Below are 17,391 nucleotides of genomic sequence, written 5' to 3' on the forward strand. Positions count from 1 at the left end.
TCACTAATAAGTCTATACCTGCAACTTAATTTTGCTTAGGTATAGCATGATCTGCTTTGGTAAAAATTAAAACTCTTTTCTCAGCCAGCTATTGATTTTCTTGAACCAATTACCCACTGAGGCTCTTTTTTCTACTTCTGCCTCACCATTAAGATGAGATTCTTTTCCGTAGTGCAGTAAGCCTACCGCCGTTGAGTAGTACGGCTCCTGCGCGTAATCCGTTAATCCAGTGATATTCAGCGGCTGTCCGATGCGTACCTGCGTATGAAATACACGCTGCGCGCAAGCCGCCAGTCCTTCAATTTGTGCCGCGCCGCCGGTCAATACGATACCGGCTGCGAGGTGATGTTTAACGCCCTGCTGGCGTAACTGCTCCTGCAATTGCAGAATTTCGTCGTTCACCAGATTGAGCAGCTCGGTGTAACGCGGTTCGATAACCTCTGCCAGCGTCTGCCGTTGCAGACTGCGCGGAGGGCGGCCACCAACGCTCGGGACTTCCACGTTTTCGTCTTTACCAACAATCGACCCCAGAGCGCATCCGTGACGGACTTTGATGGCTTCTGCATCCGTTGGCGGTGTACCGAAGGCGTAAGCGATATCGCTGGTTACCACGTTACCGGCATAAGGTATGACTTTGGTATGGCGCAGTGCACCGCCGGTATATACGGCGATATCCATCGTTCCGCCACCCACGTCAACCACACAGACGCCCAGCTCGCGCTCATCTTCAGTGAGCACAGCAAAACTCGATGCCAGCCCGGCGAAAATTAACTGATCAACTTTCAGGCCACAGCGTTCAACCGCTTTGACGATGTTTTTCGCCATATCATTGTGACAGGTTATCAGATGCACTTTCGCCTGCATGCGCACACCGGATAATCCGACCGGATTTTTGATCCCTTCCTGATAGTCAATCGCATATTCTTGCGGAATAACGTGGAGGATGCGGTGTTCATCGCGAACACGGACGGATTTGGCAGTGTGAACCACATTCTCCACATCTTCCTGCGTCACTTCCTCTTCGGAAATAGGAACCATCCCTATTTCGTTCTGACAACTAATATGTTTGCCCGACAATGCAAGGTAAACCGACGAAATCTGGCAGTCAGCCATCAGTTCGGCCTGGTCGATAGCACGCTGAACGCACTTTACTACCGATTCCAGATCGTTAACGCCGCCTTTATCCATACCGCGAGATGGGCAGCTGCCCACCCCGATAATATTCACCATGCCATCAGGCAGAACTTCCCCTACCAGGGCGGCCACCTTCGCGGTGCCTATCTCGAGTCCAACTACCAGTTTTCTGTCCGTCGACTTGATCATTGTTGTTTAGCCTGTGCCTGATTCTGTTGCTGGTTACTGTCTGCGGGCGCAATAGGTGCCGGTGCCCAACCTACCGCTGCGCCAGAGTCGTAACGCAGATCAACGTAGGTAATAAGCTTATTTTCCGCCTGTGCCTGCTGTTGCAGGGTGGGGTATAACTCAATAAAGCGCTGTAGTCGCTTCATATCTTCGTTACGCCCCAGCTCAAGCCGAATATCATCCTGTAGCACCAACTGCCATGAACGCCGTGCGGTCATGGACGCCGCTTTCAATTTCAATTTACTGGCCGCCAGAACATCACTCATCTGGTGGAAGCCGGCCAATACTTCGGACTCGCTGCCCTCCGGCCCATACAGCATCGGCATCACTTCTTTGCCGAGATGGCTGGCCGGAACGCTGAACGATTTCCCATCCGCATCAACCATATGCACATCATTCCAGCGTGCAACCGGGACATACTCAACCAGATGAATTTTTAATTCGTCCGGCCACTGCTTACGCACGCTCACCTGCTGAATCCATGGCAAGCGTTCAATCTGTTGCTGAATAACGTCCACATCCTGCGACATAAAAGTACCGGGCTCACCCAGCGACAAAATCGCCTGGCGGATGTCATCGTTAGTGGTGTAATGCGTCTGCCCGGTGACCACCAGCTTAGACAGCGGTAGCCTCGATGCATCGTTCATCCACTTCAACACCACAAAGCCACCGGCCAGCATCACACCAATCACCATCAGCAGGAACACAATCCCTGCGAGGCGTGAGCCGTTACTGCGCCCGGTACGTGCCTTTTCCTGCGCCTCACGGTTACGGACATTCAGAGCAGCCTGAGACATATCAGTCGGCCAGTTCCAGAATGCGCGCTACCAGCTGCGAAAAACTCATGCCTGCCTGTTTTGCCGCCATCGGCACCAGACTGTGGCTGGTCATACCCGGAGAAGTATTCACTTCAAGCAGATAGAAACGCCCGTCGCCGCCCATCATGACGTCAACGCGTCCCCACCCGCTGCAACCCAGTGCGCGCCAGGCTGCAATGACCAGATCGCTTAATTCTGCTTCTTTTTCTGCACTCAACCCGGCAGGACAGAAGTACTGAGTATCGTCAGAAATGTATTTCGCTTCATAGTCATAGAACTCACTGGCAGTCTGAATGCGAATCGATGGCAAGATCTCTTCGCCAATTACGCCCACCGTGTACTCCGGCCCGCTGAGAAACGCTTCCACCAGCACTTCATCGTCATGACGGAACGCTTCATCCAGTGCCGCCGGGAATTGCCAGGCTTCATTGACCCGAGAAATCCCCACGCTCGAACCTTCACGGCTCGGTTTAACGAACAGCGGCAGGCCAAGGGCATCAATGCTTTCCAGCTCTTCGGGTGTCAGGCCGTCATCCATCTGCTTACGCGTCAACGCAACAAACGGAGAAACCGGTAAACCACAGCCCTGCCACAGATACTTACTGCGCAGTTTGTCCATGGTGATAGCGGATGCCATAACGCCACTGCCGGTGTAAGGGATGTTGAGAAACTCCAGCACACCTTGCAACGTTCCATCTTCACCGCCGCGGCCATGCAGGGCGATAAAGGCTTTATCAAAACCTTCTTCTTTCAGACGCATCACCGGGAAATCACGGATATCCACCGGATGTGCATTGATGCCAGCTTCCTGCAAGCCCTGAAGTACCGCAGCACCAGATAACAGCGATACGTCTCGTTCTGCGGAGGTTCCACCCAGCAATACTGCTACTTTCTCAGCCATGATGTTCCTCGTTGGTTATTTGCAGCTGTAGCTTTTGCTCTGCCAGAGTGCGGGCAATACGCCCGACGTTACCGGCTCCCTGAACCAGGATCAGGTCGTTACCGGTCAGTTTTGGCAGCAGCATTTCCATTACCGCATCATGGTCTGAGACCAGGATCGGATCGACTTTGCCACGTCCGCGAATAGTGCGGCACAGTGAGCGGCTGTCCGCCCCGGGAATCGGCGACTCTCCGGCGGCATAGACATCCAGCATTAACAGTACGTCTACCTGAGACAGCACATTCGCGAAATCGTCATATAAATCACGGGTTCGCGTATAGCGGTGCGGCTGGAAAATCATCACCAGATTTTTATCCGGCCAGCCTGCACGCGCTGCTTTGATCGTAACATCCACTTCGGTCGGATGGTGGCCGTAATCATCAACCAGCATCGCCGTGCCGCCCTGGCCGTTCACCGCATCCAGCGGATATTCACCCAGGAAGTCAAAGCGACGGCCGGTTCCCTGGAAACTCTCCAGCGCGTTAAGAATATCTTCGTCTTCGATATTCTCTTCGGTCGCTACCGCTACGGCTGCCGCTGCATTCAGCGCATTATGACGCCCCGGAGCATTGAGGGTGACATGCATCAGCGGCTTGTCCTGACGTACCAGCGTAAAGTGCCCCTGGGCACCGCGCTGTTCGTAGTTCTCTATACGAACGTCCGCATCGTCGCTGAAACCGTAGGTCGTGATTTGGCGACCCACGCGTGGGATCAGATCGCGGATCACCGCATCATCAACACACAGTACAGCCCGGCCATAAAACGGCAGGTTGTGCAAAAAATTGATAAAGGTCTGCTTTAAATTTTCGAAGTCGCCCTGATAAGTATCCATATGGTCGGCTTCAATGTTCGTGACGATCGCCACCATCGGTTGCAGATGCAGGAACGATGCATCGCTCTCATCGGCTTCCGCAATCAGGTAACGGCTGCTGCCCAGGCGCGCATGGGTGCCTGCGGCTTTCACCAGTCCACCGTTGACAAACGTTGGGTCGAGGCCGCCTTCAGCGTAAATGCTCGACACCATCGCCGTAGTGGTGGTTTTACCGTGCGTACCGGCTACCGCAATGCCATGGCGGAAACGCATCAGCTCTGCCAGCATCTCAGCACGGCGAATGACCGGGATACGTGCTTCACGCGCTGCAACCACTTCCGGGTTATCCTGGGATACCGCGGTGGAGACAACCACAACGCTGGCATCGCTGACATTTTCCGGACGATGGTGAAAGTAAATCGTCGCGCCCAGCGCCGTCAGATGCTGGGTCACCGCGTTTGGAGCCAGGTCTGAACCACTGATTTCGTAACCTTCGTTCGCTAACACTTCGGCAATACCGCCCATGCCAGCACCACCGATGCCAACAAAGTGAATGTGCCGGACGCGACGCATCTCGGGCACGATAGAACGCAGTTTTGCCAGTTGCTGTGTATTCATCTCTTACCTGTGTTGCTCCGGGTCGGGCATGCCCGACCCCTACAAAATTCTTAATCAGATCGGGCATGCCCGACCCCTGCAATTCTCAACGGGCCGGGTATGCCCTGCCCTGTCCCTGCAATATCATTTTGCCGCTTTGCTTACTTCAGCAGCAACGCGCTCAGTTGCGTCCGGAATCGCCACCGCGCGGGCTTTTTCAGCCATCTGCAACAACGTTTTACGATCCCAGCGTGTCAGCGTTGCCGCCACCACTTCAGGGGTAAACTGCGGCTGCTCGTAAATCTTGGCAGCTCCGGCCTGCTCCAGCGGCAGGGCATTCCAGTACTGCTGACGATCTTTGTGCTGAAACGGTACAAAAATCGCCGGTAAACCTGCGGCTGCAATTTCACTGACGGTCAGCGCACCGGAACGACACACCACAACATCTGCCCACGCGTAGGCGCTGGCCATATCGTCGATAAACTCCGACACCCGATGCTGCGTCTGGTTCACCCGGTGATAATGTTGATTAACCGCATCAAGAGCACCCTTGCCTACCTGGTGCCACAGGATGATGTTGTCACCCATCAATTCAGCTACCTGCGGCATCGTCTGGTTAAGTACGCGCGCACCCTGACTGCCGCCAATCACCAGTATACGTGTCGGGCCTTCTCGTCCGGCTAAACGCGCCGCTGGCAGGGGCAGAGCCAGTACATCCGTACGCACCGGGTTACCCACGACTTCCGCATTGGGGAAGGCACCGGGAAACGCCTGCATCACTTTTGTCGCGATCTTTGCCAGCCACTTGTTGGTTAAACCGGCAATACCATTTTGTTCGTGCAGCACCACCGGGATACCGCAACTCCAGGCCGCCAGGCCGCCAGGACCGGAAACATAACCGCCCATACCCAGCACCACATCCGGCTTCCAGGCCTTCATAATGGCCCGCGCCTGGCGCCAGGCGTTAAAGATACGCAGTGGCGCTGCTAACAGCGCTTTAATACCTTTACCGCGCAGTCCGCTGATGCGAATAAAATCAATGTCGATACCATGCTTCGGCACTAAATCCGCTTCCATACGGTCAGCGGTACCCAGCCAGCGCACCTGCCAGCCCTGTGCCATCAGATGGTGTGCTACCGCCAGCCCGGGGAAAACATGCCCGCCAGTTCCGCCAGCCATCACCATCAGTCGCTTTCCACTCATCGACTATCCTCTGCTAAACGCCTGCGCTTTTGCCAGACGCGTTTCATAATCTATACGTAATAAGAACACGATGGCGGTCGACATTATAATCAGACTGGAACCACCGTAACTGATCAGCGGCAAGGTCAGGCCCTTTGTGGGCAACATGCCTGCCGCAGCTCCGACGTTAACCAGCGCCTGGAAACTGAACCAGACACCAATAGAACAGGCTAGAAAGCCGGAAAAACGCTGATCGAGTTCTAAAGCGCGCCGCCCGATGGACATCGCGCGAAAAGCGACGAAGAATACCATTAACAGGGCTAAAACCACACCGATATAACCCAGTTCTTCACCGATAATCGAGAAGATGAAGTCAGTATGCGCTTCGGGTAAATACTCCAGTTTTTGCACTGAATTTCCCAGGCCCTGTCCCCAAAATTCTCCGCGACCAAAAGCCATTAACGATTGGGTTAACTGGTAACCGCTACCGAAGGGATCTTCCCATGGATTCCAGAAAGAAGTGACGCGGCGCATACGATAAGGTTCGGCCACAATCAGCAGACATACGGCAAAAATTCCGGAGCCGATAATCGCCAGGAACTGCCACAGTTTTGCCCCCGCCAGGAACAGCATTGCCAGCGTGGTGACAAACAGCACGACCACCGTACCGAGGTCAGGCTGCGCCAGCAGCAATACTGCCAGCACCACCATCACGCCCATCGGCTTACAGAAGCCCCAGAAGTTATTTCGCACTTCCTCAACCTTGCGTACCAGGTAGCTGGCGAGGTAGCAGAACAGCGTCAGCTTGGATAATTCCGCAGGCTGAATACGCAGCGGCCCGAGAGCAATCCAGCGCGAGGCACCGTTTACCGAGCTACCCACCACCAGCACTATCAGCAGCATCACCACCGACCCCAGCAGCATAATGTTGCTGTAGCGCTGCCAGAAATCCATTGGCACACGCAGGGTGACCAGCGACATCCCCAGCGCCAGCGCCAGATAGAAAGCATCACGCTTGGCAAAATAGAACGGATCATCGTTCAGGCGCTGACCTACCGGCATCGATGCGGAGGTAACCATCACAAAGCCAATAATTGCCAGACCAAAAGTCAGCCACAGCAGAGTGCGGTCATACAGCACAATGGAGTTGGTGTCACTTTCACGCGACCCCATCACCCATGATTTCAATTTATCGGACAGGCCACCGGCCAGGCTCAGACCTGGAAAACGCATCAGTCGACCTCCCGCGCCAGCAGAGCAAACTGATCGCCGCGTTGCTCAAAGTTTTTAAACTGATCGAGGCTGGCGCAGGCAGGTGACAGCAGCACCAGATCCCCTGGCTGTACGCGGGATGCAATCTGCTGCACCGCTTCAGCCATGGTTTGCGTCTGTACGGCAATATCAGGGCGCAGGGCCGCCAGGGCCGCACCGTCACGGCCAAAGCAGTAAGTACGGATCCGCTCACCCTGTAAATAACGGGTCAGTGAGCTGAAGTCAGCCGACTTCCCATCACCGCCGAGCAGCAGCCATAACGTTCCCTGCACCTGTAAACCATTCAGCGCCGCCTCGGTACTGCCGACATTGGTTGCTTTTGAGTCATTAATCCAGCGCACACCGTTGTGCTCATGTACCAGCTGGAAACGGTGCGGCAGCCCACCAAAGGTGGTTAATGCTTTCAGACTGGTGGCACGGGGCAGGCCAACGGCATCGGCCAATGCCAGTGCGGCCAGCGCGTTGGTATAGTTATGCTGACCGACCAGGTGCATTTCGTCGGTATTCAGAACTTTCTCGCCTTTCACCCGCAGCCAGACGCTGCCCTGCTGGTGATTAAGGTGATAGTCGCCAACGTCAACGCCAAAACTGACGCAGCGTTTGTCGGCACCGCGCACCGGCATGGTCATCGCATCGTCGGCATTCACCACACAAACGGCGGCGTTTTCATAGACGCGCAGCTTGGCGGCACGATATTGCTGCATTCCGAACGGATAGCGATCCATATGATCCTCAGTAACGTTGAGGATCGTCGCCGCAGCAGCCTTGAGGCTGTGGGTGGTTTCCAGCTGGAAACTGGATAACTCCAGTACATACAGCTGCGCAGGCTGTTCCAGCAGCATCAGCGCTGGCAGGCCGATATTGCCGCCCACGCCCACCTGCCAGCCTGCGGCTTTCGCCATTTCGCCCACCAGAGTGGTGACCGTGCTTTTACCGTTCGAGCCGGTAATGGCGACAATCGGCGCCTGCGCTTCACGGCAGAACAGCTCGATATCACCAACAATCTCTACGCCCGCATCAGCCGCTTCAATCAGTGACGGATGAGCCAGCGCCATCCCCGGGCTGGCTACAATCAGATCGGCGCTTTGCAGCCAGTCGTCATTTAACGATCCCAGCCAGCGCTCGACGTTTTCCGGCAGCTTTTCCAGCCCCGGCGGCACGACACGGGTATCCATCACGCGTGGTGTCACACCGCGCGCGACGAAGAAATCAACACAGGAGAGGCCCGTCAGACCCAACCCGATAATGACCACTTTTTTACCCTGATAGTCAGCCATAATTAACGCACCTTCAGTGTTGCCAGGCCAATCAGCACCAGCATCAGCGAAATGATCCAGAAACGCACAATCACGCGTGGTTCTGGCCAGCCCTTCAACTCATAGTGGTGGTGGATCGGTGCCATGCGGAAAATACGCTGTCCGCGCAGTTTGAACGACCCGACCTGGAGAATTACCGACAGAGTTTCAACTACAAACACACCGCCCATAATGACCAGCAGGAACTCCTGGCGCAGCAGCACAGCGATAGTTCCCAAAGCGCCGCCCAGCGCCAGAGAACCAACGTCACCCATAAAGACCTGCGCCGGGTAAGTGTTAAACCACAGGAACCCTAAGCCCGCACCGACAATCGCGGTACAGACAATCACCAGCTCACCGGCATGGCGCAGATACGGAATATGCAGATATTCAGCGAACTTAACGTTACCTGTAGCCCAGGCAACCAGCGCAAAACCGGCAGCGACAAACACCGTTGGCATAATCGCCAGGCCATCAAGGCCATCGGTCAGGTTGACGGCATTACTGGTGCCGACAATGACAAAGTAAGCCAGCAGCAGATAGAGCAGACCCAGCTGTGGCATCACGTCTTTGAAGAACGGCACCACCAGCTCAGTAGCCGGGGTATCTTTGCCAATCATATACATGACAAACGCCGCACCCAGCGCGATTACCGACTGCCAGAAGTACTTCCAGCGGGCAATCAGGCCTTTAGTGTCTTTGCGCACCACTTTGCGATAGTCATCAACAAAGCCGACGGCACCATAACCCAGCAGAACGAACAGCACACACCAGACATACGGATTGGATGGATAGGCCCACAGCAGCACCGAAATGGTGATGGATGTGAGGATCATAATCCCCCCCATCGTTGGCGTTCCACGCTTGCTGAAATGCGATTCCGGGCCGTCGTTACGCACAACCTGACCAAATGACATTTCCTGCAAGCGGGCGATCATACGCGGCCCCATCCACAGTGAGATAAACAGCGCGGTCAGCAGGCTGACAATGGCGCGAAACGTCAGATACGAAAAGACGTTAAAGCCGGAATAAAATGTGACCAGATGCTCGGCCAGCCAGACTAACATGCGCCTTTCTCCTGTAAGGTTTGCACGACCTGCTCCATCGCAGAGCTGCGTGAACCTTTAATCAATACGGTAATCTGTTGATGTTGTGACAGCAGCTCCAGCGCACGTGCGCTGAGTGTCGCCTTATCAAGGAAGTGCTCGCCCACGCCGCTGGCATCCGAGATACCCTGGCTGAGTGAGCCCACGCTTAATACTTTGTCGATGCCTGCGGCGTGAATAGCTGCGCCTACCTGACGGTGGCACTCGGCGGCTTCTGCTCCCAGCTCGCCCATATCCCCAACAATCATCACGCGATAGCCTGGCATTTCAGCCAGCACCTGTGCGGCGGCAGTCATCGAGCCGACGTTGGCATTGTAGCTGTCGTCCAGCAGCAGCTTGTCCGCACTGAGCACCACCGGAAACAGACGCCCCGGAACGGCTTTCAGCGTACTCAACCCATGCTGTACGGCACTCAGTGGCGCATCAACTGATAGCGCCAGCGCAGTAGCCGCCAGTGCGTTAGCAATATTGTGACGCCCCGGCAGCGGCAGCATCACAGCGGCCTCACCTCGTGGCGTATGCAGGGTAAAATGCGTTCCGCGAGTACTGAAGCTCACGTCTGTGGCATAAAAGTCACTGTCGGCCTGTTGCTCTGGCGAGAAGCGCCAGACGGTTTTACCGTGCAGGGCCTGCTGCCAGTGCGGCCAGTCGTTGCTGTCGCTGTTGATAATGGCAGTACCATGCAGCGGCAGACCGTTAAAAATTTCACCTTTGGCTTTCGCCACGCCCGCCAGCGATCCAAAGCCTTCCAGATGCGCGGCAGCAAGGTTATTTACCAGTGCCGTCTCCGGGCGGGTCAGTTCGGTGGTGTAAGCGATTTCGCCCTGATGGTTAGCTCCCAGTTCTATTACTGCATACTGGTGCTCTTTCGTCAGACGCAGCAGCGTCAGGGGCACGCCGATATCATTATTCAGGTTACCGGCGGTATACAGCGTCTCACCGCATTCACGCAGGATAGCGGCGGTCATCTCTTTTACCGATGTCTTACCGGAAGAACCGGTCAGCGCCACCACTCGTGCACCGGATTGCTGACGCACCCAGCCAGCCAGCTGACCGAGCGCAATACGGGTGTCAGCGACCACCACCTGGGGTACGGCCACAGGTAAGTGCTTACTCACTAATAATGCAAGCGCACCGGAAGTGAGCGCATCAGCAACAAACTCATGTGCATCAAAACGCTCGCCTTTGAGAGCGATGAACAGACAACCTGCGCTGACTTTACGGGTATCCGTAGTGACCGCATCAATTGACAGGTCGCCGCCATACAGCGTACCGCCGGTGATTTCGGCCAGCTGCTGTAGCGTGAAAGCGATCATGCTAATACCCCCAGCAGACGTGCCACGGTAATGCGATCGGAGTAGTCAAACCGCTGATTGCCAATAATCTGATAATCTTCATGGCCTTTGCCCGCAACCAGCACAATGTCGCCTTCCTGCGCCTGCATTACCGCGTTAGTGACCGCTTGCGCACGCCCCATCACTACGCGCGCACGGCCCGCATCCAGCAGCCCGCTGAGAATATCGGTAACAATCGCTGCCGGATCCTCACTGCGCGGATTGTCGTCGGTAATTACCACCACGTCGGCAAACTGTTCGGCAATTGCCCCCATCAGCGGGCGTTTACCCTTGTCACGATCGCCGCCGCAACCAAACAGACACCACAGCTGGCCTTTACAGTGCAGGCGCGCCGCAGCCAGAGCTTTTTCCAGCGCGTCCGGGGTGTGGGCATAATCCACCACCACCGTTGGTTTACCTGGCGCACTGAACACTTCCATACGCCCGGTGACCGGCAGCAGCCTGTCGCCGGTAGCGATAAGTTCAGCCAGTGGATAATCCAGAGACAGCAATGTCGCCAGCGCCACCAGCAGGTTGCTGACGTTAAATGCCCCCATCAGGCGGCTTTCAATTTCACCGTTCCCCCAGCTGGACTCAAAGCGCACTAACGCGCCACCATCGTGATAGTTGACGTCGGTCGCTTTCAGCCAGCGCCCACGGCAGCCCGGCTGTAAATTGTTTTCCATGGTGACGGCAACGGCGTCCGGCAGTCTTTCCAGCCAGCGGCGTCCCACTTCATCATCGGCATTAATAATTGCCTGCCCCACCTGATGCTCGGAGAACAGCAGCCATTTTGCGGCTTCATAGCGCGCCATGTCGCCGTGATAATCGAGGTGGTCGCGGCTGAGATTAGTAAAGGCTGCGGCAGCAAACGGCAGAGCTGCAACGCGGTGCTGCACCAGACCGTGCGAAGAGACTTCCATCGCCGCCAGCGTTGCGCCCTTGTTGACCAGTGACGCCAGCAGATGCTGAACATCTACCGCCGAACCTGTGGTGTTCTCTGCCGGAGCCAGCTGACCATAGACGCCGTTACCAACGGTGCCCATTACGGCACCGGTTTCGCCCAGCAGCTGTGCCCATTGCGCCAGCAGCTGAGTGATGGTGGTTTTTCCGTTAGTGCCGGTGACGCCAATCAGCTTCAGTTTCTCACCTGGCTGCTGATAAAAACGCCCGGCCAGCGCCGACAGACGCTGAGAAAGCTGCGCCAGGTAGATCACCGGCACACCGTGCATCTGAACAATTTGTCCGTCTTCCGCTTCGCCTTCAGCTTCAGCAATCACTGCCGTCACGCCCTGGGCAATCGCCTGGGGAATAAAACGGCGGCCATCAGCTGCGTGGCCTTTAATAGCCACAAACAGGTCACCAGATGCCGCAATACGGCTATCCAGCGTCATCTCACGCAGTGGGAGTTCCGGTGCGCCCGGCACCCATGGGGCCAGTAAGTCGCGCAAATTACGATCGGTCACTCGATCCCTCACTCTTGTTAGTTACCATCTCGCTCTTGTCACTGGTGGGTAACGCATCAGGTTCAACGTTCATGGTGCGCAGTACGCCGCCCATGATGGCGCCAAACACCGGCGCGGATACCGCGCCACCGTAATATTTGCCTGCCTGCGGGTCGTTAATAACCACCACCAGTGCAAAACGAGGGTTGCTTGCTGGTGCCACACCAGCGGTATAAGCAATGTATTTGTTGACGTATTTACCGTCCGGGCCGACTTTCTTCGCCGTACCTGTTTTAATCGCTATCCGGTAGCCCTTGATGGCGGCTTTCACCCCACCGCCACCCGGCAGGGCAACGCTTTCCATCATATGCAGTACGGTACGAACCTGCGATTCCGGGAAAACGCGTTGACCCGCCACCGGCGGGTCAACTTTGGTAATCGACAGAGGGCGATAAATGCCGTAGCTGCCCATAGTTGCGTAGACTCGCGCTAACTGTAACGGTGTTACCATTAGCCCATAGCCGAAAGAGAAGGTGGCCCTCTCTATGTCAGACCACCGTTGTTTTTGAGGATATAAGCCACTGCTTTCTCCGACCAACCCCAAATTGGTCGCTTTGCCGAAGCCAAAACGAGAGTAAGTATCTACTAACGCATTGGACGGCATCGCTAACGCCAGTCGGGAAACACCGACGTTAGACGACTTCTGTAGTACCCCGGTCAGGGTCAACTCGCTGTAACGCGCCACGTCTTTGATTTCGTGACCGTTAATCCTGTAAGGCACCGTGTTCAGCACGCTGCCTTCGCGCACCACACCACGTTGCAGCGCGGTCATTACCACCATCGGTTTGACGGTTGAACCCGGCTCAAAAATATCGGTGATAGCGCGGTTACGCATGACATCTTTAGTGGTGCCAGCGAGGTTGTTTGGGTTGTAGGCCGGGCTGTTAGCCATGGCCAGAACTTCACCGGTATTCACATCCACCAGTACCGCTGTACCGGACTCAGCTTTGTTGAATGCCACGGCGTTATTCAGCTCGCGATAAACCTGCGCTTGCAGACGCTCATCGATGCTCAATGCGAGGTTATGTGCTGCCTGGCTGTCCACCGAAGAGATATCTTCTATTACGCGGCCAAAGCGGTCTTTACGTACCGTACGTTCGCCCGGCTGGCCGGTCAGCCACTTATCAAAGCTCTTTTCAACGCCTTCAATACCCTGGCCGTCGATATTGGTGAAACCAATCAGATGGGAGGTAACCTGCCCGGCAGGATAATAGCGGCGTGACTCCTGGCGCAGAAAGATGCCCGGCAGCTTGAGTTTTTTGATGTAGTCGCCAATGGCGGGATTGACCTGACGGGCGAGATAGACAAAACGACCATTCGGATTGGCATTAACGCGGGCCGCCAGCTGGTCGAGAGGAATGGAGAGTGCATCCGACAGAGCTTTCCAGCGGCTATCGAGGGTAATACCGCCCTTATCGTGCAGCTCTTTCGGATCGGCCCAGATAGCGTTGACCGGAACGCTGACCGCCAGCGGACGCCCCGCACGGTCACTGATCATACCGCGCGACGTAGGAATCGCCTGTACGCGCAGCGAGCGCATATCGCCTTCCCGCACCAGGCGATCGGGGTTAATCACCTGTAAATAAGCGACCCGCAGCAGCAGCCCTGCCAGCGCCAGAAAAATACAGCAACACAGCAACGCAAAACGCCAGCTTACAAAGCTGGCCTGATCGTCCGGACGTTTCGACTTCGGTGTCTTGGTTGCGGCTCTCATTGAGTCCGTGAGTCCTTATTGCTGTACCACAATATTTTCCTGCGAAGGATCAACATGCTGCATCTGTAGTTTCTCCGTTGCGGTGCGCTCCACCCGGCTATGATCGCCCAGTGCATTCTCTTCAAGGATCAGGTTGCGCCACTCAATATCGAGGGCATCACGCTCCAGCACTAACTGTTCGCGCTGGGCGGTCAGCAGACGCGTTTTATGCGCCGTAGTGACCACCAGCACCGCTGAAACCAGCGATGCAATCAGCAGGATCAGTGGGATTTTGCCGTGTCGCAGCAGGTCACCACCGATCACACCCGGCAGGCTGTGGCGTTCGTTGCCGATCATGCCTCAGTACGCTCCGCAATACGCAACACTGAACTACGCGCACGCGGGTTGTCGCCGACTTCAGTCTCGCCTGGCATCATTTTGCCTAACGCTTTCAGGCGGCGGCCACCAAGGCTGTTCAACTGCGCCTCAGTCATCGGAATACCGTGCGGCACCTGAGGACCACGGCTCTGTTCACGCATAAAACGCTTCACAATTCGGTCTTCCAGCGAGTGGAAACTGATCACCGACAGACGACCACCCGGTGCCAGCGCACTCAGTGCCCCCTTCAGCGCCAGCTCAATCTCTTCCAGCTCACTGTTCACCCAGATACGAATCGCCTGGAAGCTGCGCGTCGCCGGATGTTTAAACTTGTCTTTCACCGGAGTGGCGTTATAAATCACGTCAGCCAGCTCTTTAGTGCGGGTCATTGGCTGTTCGCGGTTACGTTCGACGATGGCGCGCGCAATACGTTTAGCAAAGCGCTCTTCACCGAACGTCTTCAGCACAAAGACAATGTCGGTTTCTTCCGCTTTCAGCAGCCATTCCGCTGCTGACTGGCCGCGCGTTGGATCCATACGCATATCCAGCGGCCCGTCGCGCATAAATGAGAAGCCGCGTTCGGCATCGTCCAGCTGCGGTGACGAGACGCCGAGATCCAACAGGATCCCGTTAATTTTTCCGGTCAGCCCGCGCTCCTCGACATATTCTGCCAGCGCAGAAAAAGGGCCATGGATGATGCTGAAACGTGGGTCGGTGATCTCAGCAGCGGCTTTGATCGCCTGTGGATCGCGATCAATGGCATACAAACGTCCCTGCTCACCCAGCTGGGAGAGGATCAGGCGTGAGTGTCCACCGCGCCCAAAGGTGCCATCAATATAGATACCGTCAGAGTGAATATTGAGGCCGTTTACCGCCTCGTCTAACAGTACTGTGGTGTGTTTAAAATTATCCTGCATAGCTATAACGACAAATCCTGCAACCGCTCAGACAAAGGTTCTTGAGAGGACTGCTCTGCGTCAATATCTTCCTTGACTTGTTGATACCAGGTCTGTTCATCCCACAGCTCAAACTTGTTGAACTGCCCAACCAGCATCACTTCTTTGGTCAGGCTCGCATGCTGTCGAAGGGTATTCGCCAACAGTAAACGGCCTGCATTATCCATCTGACATTCACTGGCGTGCCCCAAAAGCAGGCGCTGTACTCGGCGCTCTGCCGGGTTCATGCTGGATAAACGCGACAATTTTTGTTCAATTACTTCCCATTCGGGCAGGGTGTAAAGCAACAGGCATGGCTGGTGAAGGTCAATGGTACAAACCATATGGCCTTGTGATTCCCCGATCAGCGTTTCGCGGTACCGCGTTGGCACGGCAAGCCGGCCTTTGCTGTCGAGATTGACTAACGTTGCTCCACGGAACATGCCAGTCTCACCCCCTTTCACCCAAAATCACCACTTAACTCCACAAATTCCCACCAAAAGAGTGTACGGAGCGGAGGAAAACATTGTCAAGCCGCAGTAATAGCGGATCGGCATTATTTCTTTGGGAGATATAACGCGGTGAAGTTAAAAACAAACCACCTGAAGCGGGGATTTAAAATTAAACTAATGAATAATGGCAGGAAATTCTCGCGAGTTTGGCAACTGCTCAAAAACATACCACTTTCTTGTCGCTTAAAATAAGCTGCCCGCTTTGCGACATGGGCGGCATTTTAAGTTATTTCTTAAAATATTCCCAGCACAACACTGCTATGGCGCTGGCACCGCCAGCAAGAGTGCGCTCTGAGTATATATAAACGTCAGGCTTTATAATCGAATACTGACATTCAGCCGAACCATTTACTTTTAGTTACCTTATGTAAATCGAAGACAGTGGCTAAATTGTGCCCACACCGCCATAAGGATATGAAAAAGGCAGCCTGCGCTGCCTTAATAACTTAGTTAGATTTGCGGTTTAAACGCCCGCGCCGATAAAGGTTTCGCCGAATTCGCGTCAGGCCCGGTTTTGGTTTACGCGGTTCATCAAGGCTTGCGAGCACCAGCTCCAGCACACGCTCTGCAACATCACGATGACGCTGGCCCACAGCCAGCACCGGGCAGTCGAGGAAATCGAGCAGTTCATGATCGCCAAAGGTAGCGATGGCTAAATCCTGCGGCAGCCGACCCTCACGGCGTAATGTCACGTCCATCACGCCCTGCAACAACCCGAAAGATGTGGTAAACAGCGCCTCGGGCATATCATGAGTTTCCAGGTATTTTTCAAACAATAGTGCTGCTGCGCTGCGTTCAAAACTGTTGGCATAGATAAAGTCTATGGGACGTTCATCCCCCTTCCACGCATCGCGGAAGCCGAGTTCACGCAGGAAACTGACGGAGAGTTCCGGCAATGCCCCCAGGAACAGCACAGATTTTGCTGGCAGCTTGCGCAGTTCAGCACCTAATGCTTCGGCATCATCCTGATCGGCACCGACCACGCTGGTAAAGTGTTCACGATCCAGCGCCCGATCCAGCGCAATGATAGGCAGCGGATCGTTAATCCAGCGCTGATAGAAAGGATGCTCCGGAGGCAGTGATGTGGAGACGATAATTGCATCAACCTGGCGTTGCAGCAGATGCTCAACGCAGCGCATTTCGTTATCAGGCTGATCTTCAGAGCAGGCGATCAGCAACTGGTAGCCACGCTGGCGCGCCTGACGTTCCAGATAGTTAGCAATTCTTGTATAACTGGTATTTTCCAGGTCAGGAATAACCAGTCCTATCGAACGTGTGCGTCCGGCGCGTAACCCTGCCGCCACCGCGTTCGGGTGGTAATTATGCTCGCGCACCACCGCCATAACTTTCTCAACGGTTTTATCGCTGACACGATACTGCTTTGCCTTGCCATTAATGACGTAGCTGGCAGTCGTGCGCGAAACACCCGCCAGGCGCGCAATTTCATCCAGTTTCACAATAACCCCACACTTCGCTATGGATTAGTATTTGTAACATCTAACCCCAGAATAGTTGAGCGAGCAACCGCTTTTCATCAGCGGCTGAAGCTTTATGACAAAAATAAAAAAACCCGGCATTACGCCGGGTTAGCTTAATCCGCTTCACACTGTAAAGTGCAGCCATATTCGCATCGCACTTTAATTGTGAGATT

At 55.1% G+C, this 17,391-nt stretch carries 15 protein-coding genes; all 15 read right to left on the bottom strand.

Features of this window, described 5'->3' with window-relative positions:
• Positions 1-66 precede the first annotated feature (66 nt).
• The 15 genes from ftsA to cra all read right to left on the bottom strand — a co-directional run bounded on the left by ftsA (position 67) and on the right by cra (position 17,197).
• On the bottom strand, positions 67-1,323 hold the full coding sequence (ftsA, locus tag GN242_RS17600; RefSeq protein WP_048914885.1) for a cell division protein FtsA: 1,257 nt from the start codon (positions 1,321-1,323) through the stop codon (positions 67-69).
• Positions 1,320-2,159: a cell division protein FtsQ gene (ftsQ, locus tag GN242_RS17605; protein ID WP_156287926.1), complete on the bottom strand. Its 840-nt coding sequence runs from the start codon at positions 2,157-2,159 to the stop codon at positions 1,320-1,322. Before ftsQ ends, ftsA begins: the two co-directional genes overlap by 4 nt.
• Position 2,160: 1 nt before the next feature.
• Positions 2,161-3,081, bottom strand: coding sequence for a D-alanine--D-alanine ligase (locus GN242_RS17610; protein ID WP_154752672.1), 921 nt, complete (start codon positions 3,079-3,081; stop codon positions 2,161-2,163).
• A complete protein-coding gene (murC, locus tag GN242_RS17615; RefSeq protein ID WP_154752673.1) occupies positions 3,074-4,549 on the bottom strand; it encodes a UDP-N-acetylmuramate--L-alanine ligase in 1,476 nt (491 codons plus the stop codon). Before murC ends, GN242_RS17610 begins: the two co-directional genes overlap by 8 nt.
• 123 nt (positions 4,550-4,672) lie before the next feature.
• Entirely contained in the window at positions 4,673-5,731 is a 1,059-nt protein-coding gene (gene murG / locus GN242_RS17620; protein WP_154752674.1) for an undecaprenyldiphospho-muramoylpentapeptide beta-N-acetylglucosaminyltransferase, read from the bottom strand.
• A 3-nt stretch (positions 5,732-5,734) separates the two neighbouring features.
• Positions 5,735-6,943, bottom strand: a complete 1,209-nt coding sequence (ftsW, locus tag GN242_RS17625) for a cell division protein FtsW (RefSeq protein WP_156287927.1) — start codon at positions 6,941-6,943, stop codon at positions 5,735-5,737.
• A complete protein-coding gene (murD, locus tag GN242_RS17630) occupies positions 6,943-8,259 on the bottom strand; it encodes a UDP-N-acetylmuramoyl-L-alanine--D-glutamate ligase (protein ID WP_154752676.1) in 1,317 nt (438 codons plus the stop codon). The genes ftsW and murD overlap by 1 nt, the downstream gene beginning before the upstream one ends.
• Positions 8,260-8,261: 2 nt before the next feature.
• On the bottom strand, positions 8,262-9,344 hold the full coding sequence (mraY, locus tag GN242_RS17635) for a phospho-N-acetylmuramoyl-pentapeptide-transferase (RefSeq protein ID WP_154752677.1): 1,083 nt from the start codon (positions 9,342-9,344) through the stop codon (positions 8,262-8,264).
• Positions 9,338-10,699 (bottom strand): UDP-N-acetylmuramoyl-tripeptide--D-alanyl-D-alanine ligase, encoded by a 1,362-nt coding sequence (murF, locus tag GN242_RS17640; protein WP_154752678.1) that lies wholly within the window; start codon positions 10,697-10,699, stop codon positions 9,338-9,340. The genes mraY and murF overlap by 7 nt, the downstream gene beginning before the upstream one ends.
• On the bottom strand, positions 10,696-12,183 hold the full coding sequence (murE, locus tag GN242_RS17645) for a UDP-N-acetylmuramoyl-L-alanyl-D-glutamate--2,6-diaminopimelate ligase (RefSeq protein WP_156287928.1): 1,488 nt from the start codon (positions 12,181-12,183) through the stop codon (positions 10,696-10,698). Before murE ends, murF begins: the two co-directional genes overlap by 4 nt.
• The gene (gene ftsI / locus GN242_RS17650) at positions 12,170-13,936 is read right to left on the bottom strand and encodes a peptidoglycan DD-transpeptidase PBP3 (RefSeq protein WP_154752679.1); all 1,767 of its coding nucleotides are present in this window, start codon (positions 13,934-13,936) and stop codon (positions 12,170-12,172) included. Before ftsI ends, murE begins: the two co-directional genes overlap by 14 nt.
• A 15-nt stretch (positions 13,937-13,951) precedes the next feature.
• Positions 13,952-14,272, bottom strand: a complete 321-nt coding sequence (gene ftsL / locus GN242_RS17655) for a cell division protein FtsL (protein ID WP_154752680.1) — start codon at positions 14,270-14,272, stop codon at positions 13,952-13,954.
• Complete coding sequence (rsmH, locus tag GN242_RS17660; RefSeq protein WP_154752681.1) at positions 14,269-15,210, bottom strand: 16S rRNA (cytosine(1402)-N(4))-methyltransferase RsmH; 942 nt, start codon at positions 15,208-15,210, stop codon at positions 14,269-14,271. Before rsmH ends, ftsL begins: the two co-directional genes overlap by 4 nt.
• A gap of 2 nt (positions 15,211-15,212) precedes the next feature.
• A complete protein-coding gene (gene mraZ, locus GN242_RS17665; protein ID WP_154752682.1) occupies positions 15,213-15,671 on the bottom strand; it encodes a division/cell wall cluster transcriptional repressor MraZ in 459 nt (152 codons plus the stop codon).
• A gap of 515 nt (positions 15,672-16,186) precedes the next feature.
• Entirely contained in the window at positions 16,187-17,197 is a 1,011-nt protein-coding gene (cra, locus tag GN242_RS17670; protein ID WP_156287929.1) for a catabolite repressor/activator, read from the bottom strand.
• Positions 17,198-17,391 lie beyond the last annotated feature (194 nt).

Source organism: Erwinia sorbitola, assembly GCF_009738185.1.
GTDB classification, from domain to species: Bacteria; Pseudomonadota; Gammaproteobacteria; order Enterobacterales; family Enterobacteriaceae; genus Erwinia; species Erwinia sorbitola.

Coding starts and splice junctions, on each gene's coding strand:
- ftsI (WP_154752679.1), bottom strand. CDS start 13,936: ATGAGAGCCGCAACCAAGACACCGAAGTCGAAACGTCCGGACGATCAG.
- ftsL (WP_154752680.1), bottom strand. CDS start 14,272: ATGATCGGCAACGAACGCCACAGCCTGCCGGGTGTGATCGGTGGTGAC.
- mraY (WP_154752677.1), bottom strand. CDS start 9,344: ATGTTAGTCTGGCTGGCCGAGCATCTGGTCACATTTTATTCCGGCTTT.
- rsmH (WP_154752681.1), bottom strand. CDS start 15,210: ATGCAGGATAATTTTAAACACACCACAGTACTGTTAGACGAGGCGGTA.
- ftsQ (WP_156287926.1), bottom strand. CDS start 2,159: ATGTCTCAGGCTGCTCTGAATGTCCGTAACCGTGAGGCGCAGGAAAAG.
- murF (WP_154752678.1), bottom strand. CDS start 10,699: ATGATCGCTTTCACGCTACAGCAGCTGGCCGAAATCACCGGCGGTACG.
- GN242_RS17610 (WP_154752672.1), bottom strand. CDS start 3,081: ATGGCTGAGAAAGTAGCAGTATTGCTGGGTGGAACCTCCGCAGAACGA.
- mraZ (WP_154752682.1), bottom strand. CDS start 15,671: ATGTTCCGTGGAGCAACGTTAGTCAATCTCGACAGCAAAGGCCGGCTT.
- murG (WP_154752674.1), bottom strand. CDS start 5,731: ATGAGTGGAAAGCGACTGATGGTGATGGCTGGCGGAACTGGCGGGCAT.
- ftsA (WP_048914885.1), bottom strand. CDS start 1,323: ATGATCAAGTCGACGGACAGAAAACTGGTAGTTGGACTCGAGATAGGC.
- murD (WP_154752676.1), bottom strand. CDS start 8,259: ATGGCTGACTATCAGGGTAAAAAAGTGGTCATTATCGGGTTGGGTCTG.
- murC (WP_154752673.1), bottom strand. CDS start 4,549: ATGAATACACAGCAACTGGCAAAACTGCGTTCTATCGTGCCCGAGATG.
- ftsW (WP_156287927.1), bottom strand. CDS start 6,943: ATGCGTTTTCCAGGTCTGAGCCTGGCCGGTGGCCTGTCCGATAAATTG.